Source organism: Streptomyces sp. NPDC005492 (assembly GCF_040605995.1).
GTDB lineage: Bacteria > Actinomycetota > Actinomycetes > Streptomycetales > Streptomycetaceae > Streptomyces.
Window position 1 is genome coordinate 84,729 of record NZ_JBEXDX010000024.1, and the last position, 18,067, is coordinate 102,795.

An 18,067-nucleotide genomic window follows, 5' to 3' on the forward strand; every position below is an offset into this window, starting at 1 on the left:
GCTCAACGCCCGGCGCGCAGACCGACGACCGCGCCCTTGAACGCGAGACTTCGCGACGCCGCTTCGAGGATGTCCAGCACGCGCAGGCCGGCCCGGCCGTCGGTGAGCGGTGCCCGGCTCTCGCCGATCGCGTCGGCGAACTCCTCGACCATGCTGCGCAGCGCCTCCTTCTCGCCGATGGCGGGCGCGACCATGTCGCCGGAGCGGTACGAGATGAGCGCGTCGCGGCGCTCGTCCGCGTCGATCTCCTGGGGCGCGGCCAGGTCCACGCCCCGGTCGTAAATGGCCACGCGCTGAAGGGGGTTGAGGTCGTCCCAGACCAAGGTGCGTTTGGCGCCGCCCACCATGGTGGTGCGCACCTTGGTCGGGGAGAGCCAGTTGACGTGCACGTGGGCGATGGCCCCGGTGTTGAGCTGGAGCGTCAGATAGGCCACGCAGGCCTGTCCGGCGCCGATCGGGTCGGCCCCGTGGGCGGCGACGGCGACCGGTTCGACGTTGTCCGGGAGGATGAAGTCCAGGATCGACAGGTCGTGCGGGGCCAGGTCCCACATCACGTCGATGTCCTTCTGGACGAGCCCGAGGTTGATGCGGACCGAGTCGACGAAGTGGATGTCGCCGAGTTCGCCGGAGCGGACCAGTTCCCGGATGCGGCCGACCGCCGGGGTGTAGCAGTAGGTGTGGTCGCACATCAGGGTGAGCCCGCGCTCCTCCGCCTCGGCCACCAGGCGCATGCCGTCGGCGTACGTCGCCGCGAGGGGCTTCTCCACCAGGACGTGCTTGCCGGCGCGCAGGGCGGCCAGGGCGATGTCGAGGTGGGTGCCGGCCGGTGTGGCGACGGCGACGGCCGCCACGGAGGGATCGGCGAGGACGGCCGCGTAGTCCGCGGTCGCCTGGACCGTCGAGTAGCGGCCCAGGACGCGTTCGGCCCGGTCCACGGCGAGGTCGCACAGCCAGCGCAACCGGAAGCGTTCACTGGCCTGGAAGTTGCGTACGAGGTTGGGCCCCCAGTAGCCGGCCCCGACGACCGCGACCCCCAACGGCTCGCTGCTCCGCGTCACTTGGTTCCTCTCTCTTTGGCCCCTTTGGCCCCTTTGGTCCCCGTGGTCCATCAGTAGGCCCCCGTTCCCCGCACCACCGCGGACCCGGTGCGCAGCAGAATCTCCAGGTCGAGGCCCATCGACCAGTTGTCCACGTATCCGAGGTCGAGCCGGACCGCCTCGTCCCAGGGCAGGTCGGAGCGTCCGCTGACCTGCCACAGCCCGGTCAGGCCCGGTTTGACGAGCAGCCGGCGCTTGACCTCCGGTGTGTACTCCTCGACCTCCTCGGGCAGCGGAGGGCGGGGTCCGACGAGCGACATGTGGCCGCCGATCACATTGATGAGCTGCGGCAGTTCGTCGAGCGAGGTGCGGCGCAGCAGCGATCCGACGCGGGTGACGCGCGGGTCCTGCTTCACCTTGAACAGCAGGCCGTCGCTGTTCTCGTTGAGGTGTTCCAGTTCCTCCCGCAGGGCCTCCGAATCCGGCCGCATGGTACGGAACTTGAGCATCGTGAAGTAGTCGCCGTAGCGGCCCGCGCGCTGCTGCCGGAACAGTGCGGGGCCGGGGCTGTCCAGCCGGACGACCAGGGCGATCAGCAGCATGGGCAGCGCGAGGAGTGCCAGGAGCAGGGCCGCGAGGGACCGGTCCAGCAGCTCCTTGGGCAGCCGGGACAGCCGGGAGAGGTTCGGTGCCTGGACCCGGACCAGCGGCACGCCGTTGGTGGGCCGTATCTCCAGCCGGGAGGCGGACACGTCGGTCAGTACGGGGGCCAGCAGGAAGTCGACGCCCTGGACGGCGGCCGTCCAGGACATGCGGCGCAGGACGGAGGCGTCGAACTCGGGCGCCGGGAGCGCCACGACGGTGCCGATGCCGAGGGCCGGGATGACGTCGTTCATGTTGCCGACGCCGCCGAGGACGGGGAGCCCCAACTTCCTTATGTCGGCGGCGTTCTCGGGATCGCTGAGGCAGACCCCGGCCGCGTGCAGCTCCTGTGCCGAGCCGCGCCGCAACACGGCGACCAGGTCCGCGACCCCGCGGGCCGGTCCGACCAGGAGCGTCGCACTGCCGCCCCGGCCCCGGGCCCATCTTCGGTGCAGTCGGCGGCGGAGCGCGTAGCGGGCGGGGAGGGCGATCGCCACGGCGGGCACCGCAGCCATGACCATGTCATGAAGGAGGCCCGAATCGTGGGCGAACAACCAGTAGGCGACGACGGCCGGCGCCGGCAGTGCGATCGCGCCGCGCAGTACCCGTCGGTACTCCTCGGTCCCCAGACCCAGCGTGCTGCGGTCGTAGGAGCGGTGGGCGGCCATGGCCGCGATCCAGGCCGGGGGCAGCACCAGGGCCACCGCCCAGCGGCCGTAGGCCGCGTGGATCAGGAAGGCCGCGGCGACCGCGGCGCAACTGTCCGCGACCAGCAGGACGATCCGGTACTTCTGTTCCCAGCGTCTTCGACGAGCTTGTGGACTTCTACGTTCCACAACCAGCGGCTCATGCGTGACCTCAATGGTCATGGCCCCCCACCACATGCGCGGTTACCGAAGTGCTCTCCTGCACCACGGCACAGAGAAAACGAGGGAGCTTCGGCGGTTCCCCAACCACCTCACGCACCCTGCATGTTGGTCACTGCGTGCACCCCCCAAACCGGTGCGGCGGCCCTCAATCTAGACCACTGACCGCAGTCGCGGGAACACTTGGACGAAACACACATCGCAATAGAGACACCGACGGCATACTGCACCAGGTGACGAGCATTGTGATACCGGCCCACAACGAAGAGCGGGTCATCGGCCGACTCCTCGACGCGCTGCTGGCCGATTCCGGACCCTCGGGTTCCTCCGGCGGCGAGCCCGACATCGTGGTCGTATGCAACGGCTGCACGGACGACACCGCTCGGGTCGCGGCCCAACGGGGGCCTCGGGTAAGGGTGGTGGAGATCCCCACCCCCTCCAAGCACACCGCTCTGCGGACCGGCGACGACCACGCGCGCGGCTTCCCGCGCCTGTACGTGGACGCCGACGTCGTGCTCGCGGGCGCCGATGTACGGGCGCTCACCGAGCCCCTGGACGACGCCGCCTCGGGCATCCTCGCCACCGCCCCCGAGCGGCGCATCCCGCTGGCCGGCTGCGCCTGGCGGGTGCGCGCCTACTACCGGGTCTGGCAGCGACTCCCCGCCGTACGCGAGGGGTTGTTCGGCCGGGGCGTGATCGCGGTCTCCCGGGCCGGGCACGCCCGGATCGCCGCGCTGCCCCCGCTGATGGCGGACGACCTGGCCGCGTCCCTGGCGTTCGCCCCCGAGGAGCGGCGCGTGGTCGGCGCGGCCAGTGTCGTGGTCCATCCGCCGCGCACCTGGCCGGACTTGATCAGGCGGCGGATCCGGGCCGCGGTGTCCACCGCCCAGGTCGAGGAGCACAAGGCTCCCGCACAGGCCTCGGCGCGCACCGGCACAGCGGATCTGACGGCCCTGCTCCGCGCGGAGCCGAGGCTGTTCCTGGGGGTCGTCGTCTTCGTCGCGGCCGCGCTGCTGGCCCGACGGAAGGCCGAAAAGGCCATCCGGGAACAGGACTTCGGCACCTGGCTGCGGGACGAGAGCAGTCGGCAGAACTGACCCGCACCGCACCAGGAGTTCTCGATCATGTATCTCACCGACCGCTCCACTCCGCCGAGTTCGGACACCGCGCAGCGCCGAAGACGCGGCCTGGGCTCCAGGGCCGCCCCGGTCGTGTTCGTCCTGGGCACGGTCAGCCTCATCACCGACATCTCCTCGGAGATGGTCACCGCCGTCCTACCGCTCTACCTCGTCACCACCCTCGGCTTCAGCCCGCTCGGCTTCGGCGCCCTCGACGGCGTCTACAACGGCTTCAGCGCACTGGTCCAGCTCATCGGCGGCCACCTCTCCGACCGGGTCCGCAACCACAAGCTGATCGCCGGGCTCGGCTACGGCCTCTCCGCGCTCTGCAAACCGCTGCTCCTGCTGGCGAGCAGTGTCGGCGCCCTCGGCACGGTCCTCGCCCTGGAACGCACCGGCAAGGGCCTGCGCACCGCCCCACGCGACGCGATGATCTCCCTGGCCACCGCGCCCGAGAACCAGGGCCGGGCCTTCGGCGTGCACCGCGCGATGGACACCACCGGCGCGATGCTCGGCCCCCTCGCGGCCTTCTTCATCCTGCGCGCGGCCACCGACGGCTACGACGCCGTGTTCGGGGTGAGCGCGTGCGTCGCGGCGCTCGGCGTGCTCGTACTGGTGCTGTTCGTACCCGGCAAGGAGCAGGGCGCCCGGCCCGCTACGGCCGCCGAGGGCCGGTCGGGCGGACCCGGTGACACGGACGTACCGCCCGCGGCCGTGGCGGAGGGCGAGCACTCCATCGACCCGGCCGCGCGCGGTGGGCAACCGAACCGGACCACCCCCACGGACGACAGCGGGCACCGCGTCGACCTGTCCCCGGCGCCGAACGCCCGCGCCGGGCGACCGGACCCGACCGCCGCCACGGATGACGGCGGCCCCACCGACGCCCCCGCGCTGCCGGCCCAGCGCGACGGTCGGCAGGACCCGCGACCGGCGGGCGGCAAGCGGCCCGTAGACCTCCGCGAAGCGCTCGCGCTCCTGCGCCTGCCCCGCCTGCGGGCGCTCGCCGGCTGTGCCGCGCTGCTCGGTCTGACCACCGTCAGCGACGCCTTCGTCTACCTGCTGCTGCAACGGCGCGCGGGCATCGGCGAGCAGTGGTTCACGCTGCTGCCGCTGGGCACCGCCGTCGTGTTCCTGCTCCTCGCGATGCCCGTCGGCGCACTGGCCGACCGGATCGGGCGGCGCACCGTCTTCCTCGCCGGGCACGCGGCGCTGCTCACCGGCTACGCCCTCCTGCTCTGGGCCCCGGCCACCCCTGTCCTGCCGCCGCTCGTCCTCGCCCTGCACGGCATCTTCTACGCCGCCACCGACGGCGTGCTCCCGGCCGCGCTCGCCGACATCGTGCCCGAGCAACTGCGCGCCACCGGGCTCGCCGTCGTCGGCACCAGCCAGGCGCTGGCCCGGTTCTGCTGCTCGCTGGCCTTCGGCGCCGCCTGGACCGTGTGGGGTGACGGCCCGGCGCTGGCCGGCGCGGCAATCGGCCTGCTGTGCTGCGCGTGCGTCGCCGGCCTGGTGCTACGACCGACCGGCAAGGCCCGCTCATGACCACCACAGCCACAGGGAACCAGATGCCACCGCTCCGCCGCCGCCTGCTCATCCTCGTCACGGCGGTCCTGCTCCTCACCGGACTCGGCACGGGCGTGGTCCTGCACGCCGCCGCCCGCGCGGACCGGGCCGACCGCCCGAAGTCGGGCGATCCCGCCGTCAGCACGGGCAAGTTGACCCTCGACCAGAAGCGCCGCCTGACCTTCGTCAACGCTGCCGCCGGCCCGCACCGCACCGCCGTCGCCTCGGTCCCGTCCACCGACCCGGGGGCCGGCCGGACCGCCTCGAACCTGAAGTGCGTCCGCTTCTACGCCGCCGCGGGCACCGGCGTCTGCCTCCAGTCCACCCCCGGCGTCCTCAGGCAGAGCAACCGCGCCCTGCTCCTGGACGACAAGCTCCGTACCCTGCGCAGCTTCCCGCTCGCGGGCACCCCCAGCCGGGCCCGGGTCTCACCGAGCGGCCGCTTCGTCGCCTGGACCGTCTTCGTCTCCGGCGAGTCCTACTCCTCCGCCTTCTTCTCCACCCGGACCTCGGTCCTGGACACCCGCACCATGCGGCTGACCCCCAGCCTGGAGACGTTCTCCATCGTCAAGGACGGCACGCCCTACCACGCCTCGGACGTCAACTTCTGGGGCGTCACCTTCGCCTCCGACGACGACACCTTCTACGCCACCCTCAACACGGCCGGCAAGACCTACCTGGTCCGGGGTTCCCTCTCCCACCGGTCGGTCACCACCCTGATCCAGAACGTGGAGTGCCCCTCGCTCTCCCCCGACGGGACCCGGGTCGCCTTCAAGAAGCGGGTCCTGTCCCGCACGGACCTCTGGCACGAGTACGTCCTCGACCTGAGCACCCTGCGCGAGACACCACTGGCCGAAAAGCACAGCGTCGACGACCAGGCCACCTGGCTCGACGACAGGACCGTCGCCTACGCCCTCCCCACCGACGGCAAGGTGGGCGACACCGACCTGTGGAGCGTCCCGGCCGACGGCACGGGCAAGCCCCGGCTGCTGATCGCGGACGCGTCTTCGCCGGCGCCGTTGTAGGGCGGAAGCGGTTGCTCTGCTGCCGAGTGGGACCGGGACCGGCCGGGTAGTTGCCCATGATGTGAACCCTGACGACCTGGCCTACTGCGAGATCCACCCGACCGTCGGAGTCGCGCGCCTCGGAAACGCCCCCGAGGGCTTCTTCGTCGGGCCCGAGACCCCCATGGTGAGGGTGCGTCCGGAGGGCGGTTTCAAGGATGCCGACGGGCGGGTGAAACGGCAGGCCGCACGCTTCCGATTATTCGGATACGACAAGGACCACCACCCGCTGGGCGAGGTCACCGCGAACGAGGCGACGGTGCGGTGGACGGTCGAGCTCGCCAACGCGAAAGCGGCCTGGTTCAAGTTCCACGGCCGCTTCCATCAGTCTCAGGCGCCCGAGAACCGGCGCAACCCCACCGTCGGCGCCTCCGATCCACGGCAACGGGCCGCCCTGGTGATCAGCCCCGGCCCGCGCACGGTCGAGGGCACGAACGCCGACGGCGCCGACGCGAGGTTCGACACCGGCACGTTCCTGGGCACCCCCGTCCCCCTCGGCGAGCTCCGCACGGACGAGGCGGGACGCCTGCTGGTCCTGGGCGGCTTCGGACACTCGGCCTCGGTCGTACCCGCCAACCCCCTGACGCACTACGCGAACAACGACAACTGGTTCGACGACACCTCGGACGGCCCGGTCACCGCGACCGTGACCGTCGGCCCGGGGCGGACGATCCCGGTCACCCCGGCGTGGGTCCTCGTCGCACCGCCCGACTTCGCACCCGACACCACCAACCTGGTGACGCTCTACGACGTCGCCCGCGAGGCCGCCGAGAACTCCGGGCGACTGCCGCGGGCATCGGAGGTCTCCTTCCGCAGCGACATCCAACCGCTGCTCACCCGCATCGGCGGATACGCCTGGGTGAGCGGGAACGCGGTGCGCGGCCACGGCCGGGGGCGCGCCGGTGACTTCCTCGATCCCGGCCGCCTCGCCCGCCTGGCCTCGAACGCCCCCGAGGACGCGGCGCCGCGCGAGGAGCTCTTCGGCAGACTGCGCACCCCGGGAGCCGAGGACGTGACCCAGGCGAACTACTCGTTCATGCCCCAACTCGCGGGCGACGACGGCGATCCCGTCGAGGGCAAACCGCGGACCTGGTTCACGATCCTGCCGGGACAGTACGAGCGGATGCGCCGCTGGGCGTCCGGCGACTTCGTAGCAGATGCGAGCGACGAACACGACGACCCCACCATCACCGAGCCCGTATCGCTGACCCAACTCCCGCTCCACGAGCAGCCGCACGCGCTCGTCCGTGCCGCGCTCGAAGCCTGCAACGGAGGCCCGTTCTTCCCGGGCATCGAGATGACGTTCGTCGCGGACGACCCCGCCACCTGGGCGGCGCCCTTCAGGCTCCGCGACGACCTCGCTCCGGGAGATGTCACCAAGTACCTGGCCCTCCCTTGGCAGGCCGACTTCTACGAGTGCAGCACGCACTGGTGGCCGGCCCAGCGCCCGGACGACGTCCTGCCCGAGGAGCGGTACCGCGAGCTGATCCGCGCGGCGACGGAGACGGCCGGGGAGCAGAGCGTGTACCGGACGCCCTGGGCGCGCGGAATCGGTCAACAGGCGGTGGACCAGCCGCGGTTGGAGCAACTGCCCGGCGAGACGGAGGACGACTACCAGGACCGGGTCCAGCGCGCCTGGCTCCGCGGCCGCGCGTACGCCGGGGACAACGACATGGTCGAGAACTGGAGCCGCCTCGGATTCGTCGTGGCACGCACCGGCCCGTCCGGGGAGACCGTGCAGGTCGAGACGGAACGGGCGCGGCAGGTGGGCCTCAGCGATCGCGAGTGGTTCCACCTGCTCCAGCACCCGAACCGCTACCCGCAACAGGCCCAGGCCGCCCGGCACTACGCACAGGCCGTACTGGACCACGCGGCGTCCGACCCGACGCTGCCCCTGTTCTACCGCCCGTTCCGGTACTCGCCCGAAGCCTTCGAGTCCCGCCTCCAGAGCATCTACGGCGATCTCGTGGCGCAGGGCGAGTCCGCGGACCCCGCCTCCCATCCGTTCCTGCGCACGCGCCCGCACATGATCGAGCGCATCCGCCAGTTCGCGCCCTTCAACCTGCTCGACGGCGCGTGGCTGCGGAACGTCACCCGGGCCGGTCCCATCGACGAGGTCCACGCCCTGCTGTTCTCCATCTGGGTGGACGAACAGGGCAACGGCAACCCGGCCCTCAACCACGCCAACCTCTACACCGACCTGCTGCACAGCCTGGGCCTGTATCTGCCCCCGGTCGACTCCTACGACTTCGCGATGCTGCCCGAGATGCTCGACTCGGCCTACACAGCCCCCGCCTTCGAGCTCGCGATCTCCCAGCACTCCGAGGAGTTCTTTCCCGAACTCCTCGGCATGACCCTGGAGTTGGAGTGGGAGGTGCTGAGCCTCAAGCCGACCGTGCGGCTGCTCGAGTACCACGGCATCAATCCGCAGTTCTTCACGATGCACATCGGCATCGACAACGCGGCGAGCGGGCACGGGGCGAAGGCACGCGACGCGGTCGTCCAGTACCTGGAGGGCGTCTACGACAGCGGTGGCGACGCGGCCGTGCAACAGCAGTGGCAGCGGATCTGGAACGGTTACGTCGCCTTCGCCACCGTCGGCACCGTGGGCAGCGACCTGCGGTACCTGCTGCGCCATCCGCCCACCGCGGAGGACCGGTTGCTCGACCTCATCGCCCGCAAGGCGCCGTACGCCGCCCAGAACCACAGTGGGAAGGACCTGGGCGAGACCCCGCTGAACGACTGGTTCCTCGACCCGGCCGGTCTGCTGCGGGAGCTTCAGGACTCCGGGCTCATCGTGCCGGGTGACCCCGGCAGGAGCCCCTTCTTCGAGAAGACGACGTACACCGGCCCCATGTACAAGGTCTTCTCCGACGAGGAGTTGGAGCTGTGGCGTGAGTGGACGCGCTCGCTCACGGCTCCGCCGCCGGAACCCGTCCTGACCCCGCTGAAGGCGATGACCCTCCTGGTCGACGCGCTCCGCGACCGTCAGGCGGGGAACCCCGCCCACACCAAGGTGTTCCTCGCCGGCCCCGACCCGGCCGATCCGGAACGGACCCGGACAGAGTCGGTGGCCTGGTGGTTCACCCAGCCGACAGGGGCGCTGCTCGCGGCCCTCGCCCATCCGGACAACGATCTGGTCTCCCCCGGCCATCCGGAGGAGAGCCGGTTCCTCAGCGACCTGATCGCCCCGGCCAAACCGATGGGGGCCGCTTTCACAGGGGCAGTACCACGCACCGGAAAGTCCGGCCGTGACATCACCGCCGACTGGATCACCGCGGGCTGCCCCGTGCCGGACCTGACCCCACCGGCGGGACCCGCCCTGCTGGACGCACCCGCGTTCCGGGCAGCCGCCACCGGGGTGGACGGAGACGCACCGGTGATCCACGGAATGGGCGTGGTCCACTGATGCCGCCCGGCGCCGGGACGACCGTCTGCGACGTGGTGATCGCGGGCGGCGGACCGGCCGGGTCAGCCACCGCGCTGACCCTGCTAAGCCAGGGCGCGTCCGTCGTGATGGCCGACCTTGTCGTCGCGGACGCCGTCCGGGCACAGGAGTGGAAACTCGGCGAAAGCCTCACCCCGGGCGCTCGCCCCCTGCTCGAACGCCTCGGGATACTCGACCAGTTGGCCGTCGGCCCGCACACGCCCAGCTTCGGAAACCGGTCGTGCTGGGGACAAGTGGCGCTCACCGACAACGACTTCCTCTACGGCCCACACGGACCGGGGTGGCATCTCGACCGCGCGCATTTCGACCGGACGCTGTTCGAGGCCGCCCGCGACGCGGGAGCCGAGCCCCGCACCCACAAGGTCAGAGCAGTGCGCCGCGTCCATGACCACTGGCAGCTCACGCTGGGCGGCGAGACGGTTCACGCACGCTACCTCGTCGACGCCACCGGGTCCGCGGCGAACATCGCCCGCCGCCTGGGCGCGGATGCCCATCGTGAGGACCACCTGATCGCCCTCGCCGCACGCCTGCCGGGAGGGCCCACACCGCGGACCTCGCTGGTCGAGTCCGTCACGCTCGGATGGTGGTACACGGCGCCACTGCCGGACGGAACATCGGTCGTCATGCTGATGACGGACGCCGACCTCGTCGCCGAACACGCCCTGCACACTCCACGGAACTGGTGGAAGGCACTGATGGCGACCACACACATGCACCCACGCGTATCTCACGACGGCGACCCGGACACGCTCCGGCTCCGGATCGCACCCGCCGCCACTTCCCGTACCTCCCCGGCGGCCGGCCCCGGCTGGGCGGCGGTCGGTGACGCCGCGACCGCCTCGGATCCGATCACCGGCCGGGGAATCCTCACGGCGCTCGCCACCGGCATCGCCGTGGCGGACGCCCTCCGTGCAGATGCCGGCGGCGACCACGGAGCACTCGACCGGTACGCGGAACAGATCCGGGCCGTCCACACCGAATATCTGCACGCACGCATGCTGTGCTACCGGTCCGAGACCCGCTGGAACACCCGCTTCTGGACCCGTCGCCGTAGCCGGTCGCCAGCGTGTGTGGAGAGAAGAGTGTCCGAGGGGGGACTTGAACCCCCACGCCCGTTAAAGGGCACTAGCACCTCAAGCTAGCGCGTCTGCCATTCCGCCACCCGGACCAGGTGTCTGCCGCCTGACCGGAGGTGTTCCCCGCGGCGACATGGACAACAATACCAAGCTTTCGGAGCGCCTTTCACCTGCATATCCACCCGGTAACGACCCCCGCGATCACTCCCCGACAGGCTCCTCCACCACCAGTGCGCGCAGCGCCCGCACCAGCGACATCGCCGTCTCCTCGTCCAGTGGCGCGAGGAATCGGCGCTCCGCCGCCCGCCGGGCCCGCTCGGCCCGGCGCAGGCAGTCCTGACCGGCCGGCGTCAGTTCGACGATGTTCTTGCGGCGGTCGCGCGAACTGCGACGCCGCTCCACCAGCCCGCGGTCCTCCAGCCCGTCGATCAGCGACACCATCGTGGTGCGGTCGACCCCGAGCCGCCCGGCGGCCTCGACCTGCGACAACGGCTGCCCCGCCGAGAGCACCACCAGAACGGCCAGCTCATGACCGTCCACCCCGTGCGGCGCCAGCGCCTCGGCCGAGGTCCTGGCCAGGCGGGCCTGGGCGTGCTTGAGGAGGTAGCCGAGCCGGAACTCCAGGGGCGTGGGGGGCTGATCGTCGACCATGTGCCGACTGTATCCCGCCTACATCCCTCAACTGATCGTCAGTACTGCTGATGATTCGGTACGCTGACGGCCATGACACACACGACAGCAGACATGACGGCCGTGCGCTTCGGGATCAAGACCACTCCCATGCATGTGCCCTACGAGGACATCCGACGGGTCTGGCTGGAGGCCGACGGCGTTCCGGAGATCGCGGACGCGTGGCTGTGGGACCACCTGCTGCCGGTCGCCGGGCCGAAGGACGGGCAGATACACGAGGGCTGGACGCTGCTCAGTGCGCTCGCCGCGCAGACGGAGCGGCTGCGGCTCGGGCTCCTCGTCACCAGCAACCGCCTCCGCCCGCCGGCCGTGCTCGGCAAGATCGCGGCCACGGTGGACGTGATCTCCGGCGGGCGTCTCGTGCTCGGGCTGGGGGTCGGCGGCACGCGTCAACCACCGGGAGCCGGCGGTGTCCAGGGCGCGAATCCGGCGATCGCCGAGTACGAGGCGTACGGTCTGACGCTCGTCCCGCCGGGCGAGGGCCTCGCCCGGCTCGCGGAGACCGTCGAGATCCTTCGTCGCATGTGGACGCGGGACGTCTTCGACTTCGAGGGCCGTCACTACCGGCTGTACGGCACGCGGTGCGAACCCAAGCCGGTGCAGCGCCCCGGTCCGCCGCTGCTCATCGGCGGCTGGGGCACCCGGCTGCTGCGGCTGGTCGCCGAGCGCGCCGACATCTGGAACGTTCCAGGTCCACCGCACAACACCGTCGAGTACGTCGCCGAGCGCGCCCGCGTCCTCGACGCGTACTGCGCCGATCTGGGCCGCGATCCGGCCACGATCACGCGCTCGGTGCAGCTCCTGGTGTCGTACGACGATCCGGCCACGACCCGGGAGACGGTCGGCCGGCTCGTCGACGCCGGGATGAACCACATCGTGCTGAGTCTGCCGCGCCCGTATCCGCGGGGCGTGGCCCGGTGGCTGGCCGACGAGATCATCGCCGGGCGGCACTCGGCGGACCCGAGTGCCGCCCGGCCACCGGTCACGACGTGAGCCGATGCCCGCCGGTCACGGCATGAGCTGGTACTCCGGGAAGTTGCCGGGCAGCCGCTCCCCCACCGGACCTTGGGTCACCGCGCGGATGAGAAGTTCGCCGCCGACGAAGGCGCCGCGCCAGGATGCGCCGAACCCGCCGAACAGTTCGTCGCGGTCACCGCGGGAGCGTGGCTTCCCGTGGCCGACCTTGAACGCCCGGATCTGCGGGGCCAGTCGGTCGTAGGTCGCCCGGTCGTCGGTGGACAGGGTGGCGACCAGCGCGCCGTTGGACGCGTTCATCGCGGCGAGCAGTTCCGCCTCCGTGTCGACCAGGACGATGGTGTCGACCGGGCCGAACGGTTCCGCGTGGTGCAGCGGGGACGACGGCGGCGGGTTGAGGAGGGTGACTGGTCGGACGTACGCCGAAGTGTCCTGGCCGGGAAGGAAGTCGGCCTCGGAGAGCGTGCCGCGGTGCAGCGGTACGGCGCCGCGGTCGATCGCCTCGGCCACCTGGTCGTGGAGTTCCTTGGCCTTGGCCGCATTGATCACCGGGCCGAAATCCAGGTCGGGATACGGGTCTTGGGCGTGGGGGACGGCAAGAGGGTGGCCGACGCGCAGGGTTCGGACCGCGGGGAGGTAGGCGGAGAGGAACTCGTCGAACAGTTCGCGTTGGACGACGAAGCGCGGATACGCGGTGCAGCGCTGCTTGCCGTAGTCGAAGAGCTTGGGGATGACGGCGGCGAGCGTGTCCCAGTCCGTGTGGTTCCAGATGCCCCAGGTGTTGAGCCCCTCCTGTTCCAGTACATGCCGTTTGCCGAGGTCGGCGACGGCGGTGGCCACCGCTGCCCCGGTGTCCCGTCCGCCGACGAAGGAGACGCAGCCGATCTCGGGCGCGCGGACCAGCGCCTGCGAGAGTTCGCCCCCGCTGCCACTGACGAGGGTGACGGGAATGCCCTCGCGTGCCGCGAGCGCGGCGGCCAGGGTGAGACAGGCGACGCCGCCGTCGGTGGGGGTCTTGGCGATGACCGCGTTACCGGCCAACGCCTGGACCAGCATGGCGTGGACGAGCACGCTCATCGGGTAGTTCCAGCTCGCGATGTTCGACACCGGGCCGTCCAGCGCGGTGCGGCCGGCCAGCATCGGTTCGATGCCGTCGACGTACCAGCGCACACCGTCGATGGACCGGTCCACGTCCGCCTGCGCGAGCCGCCAGGGCTTGCCGATCTCCCAGACCAGCAGCAGCGCGAGGAGTTCGCGGTGTTCGGTGAGGGCGTCCAGCGTGGCGGCGACGCGGGCGCGCCGCTCGTCGAGCGGGACGTGCCGCCAGGCCCGGTGCTGGTCGAGGGAGGCGCGTACGGCCTGGTGGGCGGTGGACCGGTCCAGCCGGGGCGGGCCTGCGATCGGACTGCCGTCTACGGGGGTGGTGGCGGGCAGGGCCCGGCCGTCCCGCTGCCAGGCGGAGTTCCAGAGGTTGAGGACCCGGTCGTCCTGGAAGGCTTCGGGCGCGACGGCGAGACAACGCCGCCAGGCGTCGCTCCAGGACGTGCCTGCTTTGAGGGTTGATGCCATGCTTCTGCTCCGCTCTCGGTGCACAGTCGGGGCGGGGTGAGGCAGGAACTGTCGTACAGGTGAAGCTAGTTACGCTCGAAGGAGCGCGACAGTCACGTCACATCGACTATGAGTGACATCACCTACCCCTCCAGGTGGTCGAGACGGTCCAGCACCAGCCGCGCGGTCTCCGTCGGGGTCTGGCCGACCTCGACTCCCACGGCCTCCAGCGCCTCCTTCTTCGCCGCCGCCGTACCGGAGGAGCCGGACACGATGGCGCCCGCGTGGCCCATCGTCCGGCCCTCGGGTGCGGTGAAGCCGGCGATGTAGCCGACGACGGGCTTGGTGACGTGGTCGCGGATGTACGCGGCCGCCCGCTCCTCCGCGTCGCCGCCGATCTCCCCGATGAGGACGACGAGTTCGGTGTCGGGGTCGTCCTGGAACGCGGCGAGGCAGTCGATGTGGGTGGTGCCGACGACGGGGTCTCCGCCGATGCCGACGCAGGTCGAGAAGCCGATGTCCCGGAGTTCGTACATGAGTTGGTAGGTGAGCGTGCCGGACTTGGAGACCAGGCCGATGCGGCCCGGCTTGGTGATGTCGGCGGGGATGATGCCCGCGTTGGCCTGGCCGGGGGTGATCAGGCCGGGGCAGTTGGGGCCGATGACCCGGGTGCCCTTGGACTTCGCGTACGCCGTGAAGGCGACGGAGTCGTGGACGGGGATGCCCTCGGTGATGACGACGACGAGACCGATGCCCGCGTCGGCGGCCTCGGTCACGGCGGCCTTGGCGAAGGGCGGCGGCACGAACACGACGGTGACATCGGCTCCGGTCGACCGCATACCGTCGGCGACCGACCCGAAGACGGGGACGGCCATGGGGGTGTCTCCCAGGCCCTTGAGGCACTGGGGGACGTCGAAGTCGACGGTGCGGCCTGCCTTGCGGGGGTTGACCCCGCCGACGATGTTCGTGCCGGCGGCTAGCATCCGGCGGGTGTGCTTCATGCCCTCGCCGCCGGTCATGCCCTGGACGAGGACCTTGCTCTCCTTGGTGAGGTAGATCGCCATGTCCCGGCTCCTTAGCGTGCGTTGGCGAGGTCGGCGGCGCGGCGGGCGGCGCCGTCCATGGTGGTGGCCTGCTGGACCAGTGGATGGGCGTGGGCGTCGAGGACGGCCCGTCCTTGGGACGCGTTGTTGCCGTCGAGCCGGACGACCAGCGGTTTGGTCAACTCGACGGTGTCCAGGGCCCGTACGATGCCGTCGGCGACCGCGTCGCACGCGGTGATGCCGCCGAAGACGTTGACGAAGACCGACTTCACGGCCGGGTCGGCGAGGATGACGGACAGCCCGTCGGCCATGATCTGGGCCGAGGCGCCGCCGCCGATGTCGAGGAAGTTGGCGGGGCGGGCGCCGCAGCCGGCGACCACGTCGAGCGTCGACATGACCAGGCCCGCGCCGTTGCCGATGATGCCGACCTCGCCGTCGAGCTTGACGTAGTTGAGCCCCTTCGCGGCGGCCGCCGCCTCCAGCCGATCGTCGTGCGCCTCGCCCTCGACGCCCCAACGGGCCTGCCGGAAGCGGGCGTTGTCGTCGAGGGTGACCTTGCCGTCGAGGGCGAGGATCTGCCCCTGCCGGGTGCGCACCAGCGGGTTGACCTCGACCAGGACGGCGTCCTCGCGAACCAGCACCTCCCAGAGCCGCACGAGGACGTCGACGGTCTGCGGCGGCAGCCCGGCCGCCTCGGCGATCTCGCCCGCCTTCGCCGAGGTGACGCCTTCGGCCGGGTCGATGTGTATACGGGCGACCGCGTCCGGTCGACGGGCGGCGACCTCCTCGATCTCCATGCCGCCCTCCGCGGAGGCGATCGCGAGGAACCGGCCCGCCGCGCGGTCGAGGACGTAGGAGACGTAGAACTCGCTCTCGATGTCGACCGGTTGGGCCAGCATCACCGCGCCGACCGTGTGGCCCTTGATGTCCATGCCGAGGATCTGCCGTGCGGTCAGCTCCGCCGCGGCCGGATCGGCGGCGAGCTTCACGCCGCCCGCCTTGCCCCGTCCACCGGTCTTCACCTGGGCCTTCACCACGACCCGGCCGCCCAGCCGGCGGGCGATCCCACGTGCCTCCTTGGACGAGGCGGTGACCTCGGCCCGAGGCACCAGGATGCCGTGTTCTTCGAAGAGTTCCCTTGCCTGGTGCTCGTACAGGTCCATCTCGGCTCCTGACTCGAAAGTGCCGCACGCCCCCTGGACACCACCCACCGGATGCGGGATAACAAGTTTCATACAGTATTCGTCGACTGTATGCAATGTACCGCGAGAGCGCTCCAACCCCCTACGAAGGGACAGGACTTCGCCATGCCCGACGACACCCAGGACGTGATTTCCGGTGGTCATCTCGTCGCCAAAGCCCTGAAGGCCGAGGGGGTCGACCGCATCTACACCCTGTGCGGCGGCCACATCATCGACATCTACGACGGCTGCGTCGACGAGGGCATAGAAGTCGTCGACGTACGCCACGAGCAGGTGGCGGCCCACGCGGCGGACGGCTACGCCCGCATCACCGGCAGGCCGGGGTGCGCGGTCGTCACCGCGGGTCCCGGTACGACCGACGCCGTCACCGGTGTCGCCAACGCCTTCCGCGCGGAGTCCCCGATGCTGCTGATCGGCGGCCAAGGCGCCCTCACCCAGCACAAGATGGGGTCCCTCCAGGACCTCCCGCACGTCGACATGATGACGCCGATCACCAAGTTCGCGGCGGCGGTGCCGGACACCGCGCGGGCCGCCGACATGGTGTCGATGGCGTTCCGCGAGTGCTACCACGGCGCGCCGGGCCCCTCCTTCCTGGAGATCCCGCGCGACGTCCTCGACGCCAAGGTGCCGGTGAGCAAGGCGCGGGTGCCGAAGCCCGGCGCCTACCGCGCCTCCACCCGCTCGGCCGGCGACCCCGAGGCGATCGAGAAGCTCGCCGACCTGCTCGTGCACGCCGAGAAGCCGGCGATCCTGCTGGGCAGCCAGGTGTGGACGACCCGCGGCACCGAGGCGGCGATCGACCTGGTGCGCACGCTCAACATCCCCGCCTACATGAACGGCGCGGGCCGCGGCACCCTCCCGCCCGGCGACCCGCACCACTTCCAGCTCTCGCGCCGGTACGCCTTCTCGGGCGCCGACGTCATCGTGATCGTCGGCACGCCCTTCGACTTCCGCATGGGCTACGGCAAGCGCCTCTCCCCCGACGCGACCGTCGTGCAGATCGACCTCGACTACCGCACCGTCGGCAAGAACCGCGACATCGACCTCGGGATCGTCGGCGACGCGGGACTGGTGCTGAAGTCGGTCGCGGAGGCCGCCTCGGGACGCCTCAACGGCGGGGCGTCCAGGCGCAAGGAATGGCTCGACGAGCTGCGCGCCGCCGAACAGACCGCGATCGAGAAGCGGTTGCCCAGCCTGCGGTCGGACGCCTCACCGATCCACCCCTACCGCCTGGTCGGCGAGATCAACGACTTCCTCACCGAGGACTCCATCTACATCGGCGACGGCGGCGACATCGTCACCTTCTCCGGGCAGGTCGTCCAGCCCAAGTCGCCCGGCCACTGGATGGATCCGGGCCCGCTGGGCACCCTCGGCGTCGGCATCCCCTTCGTGCTCGCCGCCAAGCAGGCGCGGCCCGACAAGGAGGTCGTCGCCCTGTTCGGCGACGGCGCGTTCTCCCTCACCGGCTGGGACTTCGAGACCCTCGTCCGCTACGACCTCCCCTTCGTCGGCATCGTCGGCAACAACTCCTCGATGAACCAGATCCGTTACGGCCAGGCGCAGAAGTACGGCCTGGAGCGCGAGCGGGTCGGCAACACCCTCGGCGACGTCCACTACGACAAGTTCGCCCAGATGCTGGGTGGTTACGGCGAGGAGGTCCGCGACCCCGCCGACATCGGCCCCGCGCTCCGGCGCGCCCGGGAGTCGGGCAAGCCGTCGCTGATCAACGTCTGGGTCGACCCGGACGCGTACGCCCCCGGAACCATGAACCAGACGATGTACAAGTGAGGTGAAC

The 18,067-nt window shown here is 71.0% G+C and carries 12 protein-coding genes, 1 tRNA gene and 1 pseudogene; 7 read left to right on the forward strand and 7 right to left on the reverse strand.

All coding sequences use genetic code 11. The features are described from left to right. Window positions 1-2 precede the first annotated feature (2 nt). Together ABZT04_RS28445 and ABZT04_RS28450 are read right to left on the reverse strand one after the other, a co-directional pair. Window positions 3-1,058 (reverse strand): Gfo/Idh/MocA family oxidoreductase, encoded by a 1,056-nt coding sequence (locus ABZT04_RS28445; protein WP_356059833.1) that lies wholly within the window; start codon window positions 1,056-1,058, stop codon window positions 3-5. A 50-nt stretch (window positions 1,059-1,108) separates the two neighbouring features. Continuing rightward, window positions 1,109-2,515, reverse strand: a complete 1,407-nt coding sequence (locus tag ABZT04_RS28450) for a sugar transferase (protein ID WP_356059834.1) — start codon at window positions 2,513-2,515, stop codon at window positions 1,109-1,111. Between the two features lie 263 nt (window positions 2,516-2,778). On the opposite strand from ABZT04_RS28450, the gene ABZT04_RS28455 reads away from it, so the two are divergent. From ABZT04_RS28455 to ABZT04_RS28475, 5 genes and pseudogenes are all read left to right on the forward strand, one after another. Continuing rightward, entirely contained in the window at window positions 2,779-3,642 is an 864-nt protein-coding gene (locus ABZT04_RS28455) for a glycosyltransferase family 2 protein (RefSeq protein ID WP_356059835.1), read from the forward strand. Between the two features lie 27 nt (window positions 3,643-3,669). After that, window positions 3,670-5,205: an MFS transporter gene (locus tag ABZT04_RS28460; protein WP_356059836.1), complete on the forward strand. Its 1,536-nt coding sequence runs from the start codon at window positions 3,670-3,672 to the stop codon at window positions 5,203-5,205. Then, window positions 5,202-6,251, forward strand: coding sequence for a TolB-like translocation protein (locus ABZT04_RS28465; RefSeq protein WP_356059837.1), 1,050 nt, complete (start codon window positions 5,202-5,204; stop codon window positions 6,249-6,251). Before ABZT04_RS28460 ends, ABZT04_RS28465 begins: the two co-directional genes overlap by 4 nt. Before the next feature lie 61 nt (window positions 6,252-6,312). Then, entirely contained in the window at window positions 6,313-9,699 is a 3,387-nt protein-coding gene (locus tag ABZT04_RS28470; RefSeq protein ID WP_356059838.1) for a LodA/GoxA family CTQ-dependent oxidase, read from the forward strand. Continuing rightward, a pseudogene (locus ABZT04_RS28475) lies at window positions 9,699-10,736 on the forward strand (NAD(P)/FAD-dependent oxidoreductase); the annotation flags it as partial. The gene ABZT04_RS28470 and the pseudogene ABZT04_RS28475, both read left to right, overlap by 1 nt. Before the next feature lie 85 nt (window positions 10,737-10,821). On the opposite strand, the gene ABZT04_RS28480 reads toward ABZT04_RS28475, so the two are convergent. Both ABZT04_RS28480 and ABZT04_RS28485 read right to left on the reverse strand, forming a co-directional pair. Next, window positions 10,822-10,906: transfer RNA gene (locus ABZT04_RS28480), tRNA-Leu, on the reverse strand. A gap of 109 nt (window positions 10,907-11,015) precedes the next feature. Next, window positions 11,016-11,465: a MarR family winged helix-turn-helix transcriptional regulator gene (locus tag ABZT04_RS28485; RefSeq protein ID WP_356059839.1), complete on the reverse strand. Its 450-nt coding sequence runs from the start codon at window positions 11,463-11,465 to the stop codon at window positions 11,016-11,018. A 72-nt stretch (window positions 11,466-11,537) separates the two neighbouring features. On the opposite strand from ABZT04_RS28485, the gene ABZT04_RS28490 reads away from it, so the two are divergent. Continuing rightward, the gene (locus ABZT04_RS28490) at window positions 11,538-12,497 is read left to right on the forward strand and encodes an LLM class flavin-dependent oxidoreductase (RefSeq protein WP_356059840.1); all 960 of its coding nucleotides are present in this window, start codon (window positions 11,538-11,540) and stop codon (window positions 12,495-12,497) included. Window positions 12,498-12,512: 15 nt separating this feature from the next. Here the strand turns inward: ABZT04_RS28490 and ABZT04_RS28495 are convergent, their stop codons facing one another. The 3 genes from ABZT04_RS28495 to sucC form a co-directional block, all read right to left on the reverse strand. Then, the gene (locus ABZT04_RS28495) at window positions 12,513-14,048 is read right to left on the reverse strand and encodes an aldehyde dehydrogenase family protein (RefSeq protein ID WP_356059841.1); all 1,536 of its coding nucleotides are present in this window, start codon (window positions 14,046-14,048) and stop codon (window positions 12,513-12,515) included. A gap of 122 nt (window positions 14,049-14,170) precedes the next feature. Beyond that, window positions 14,171-15,091, reverse strand: a complete 921-nt coding sequence (gene sucD, locus ABZT04_RS28500) for a succinate--CoA ligase subunit alpha (protein WP_356059842.1) — start codon at window positions 15,089-15,091, stop codon at window positions 14,171-14,173. 11 nt (window positions 15,092-15,102) lie between these two features. Beyond that, entirely contained in the window at window positions 15,103-16,233 is a 1,131-nt protein-coding gene (sucC, locus tag ABZT04_RS28505) for an ADP-forming succinate--CoA ligase subunit beta (protein WP_356059843.1), read from the reverse strand. Window positions 16,234-16,377: 144 nt separating this feature from the next. Here sucC and ABZT04_RS28510 point away from each other — a divergent pair, with 144 nt between their 5' ends. Then, complete coding sequence (locus tag ABZT04_RS28510; RefSeq protein ID WP_356059844.1) at window positions 16,378-18,060, forward strand: thiamine pyrophosphate-binding protein; 1,683 nt, start codon at window positions 16,378-16,380, stop codon at window positions 18,058-18,060. Window positions 18,061-18,067 lie beyond the last annotated feature (7 nt).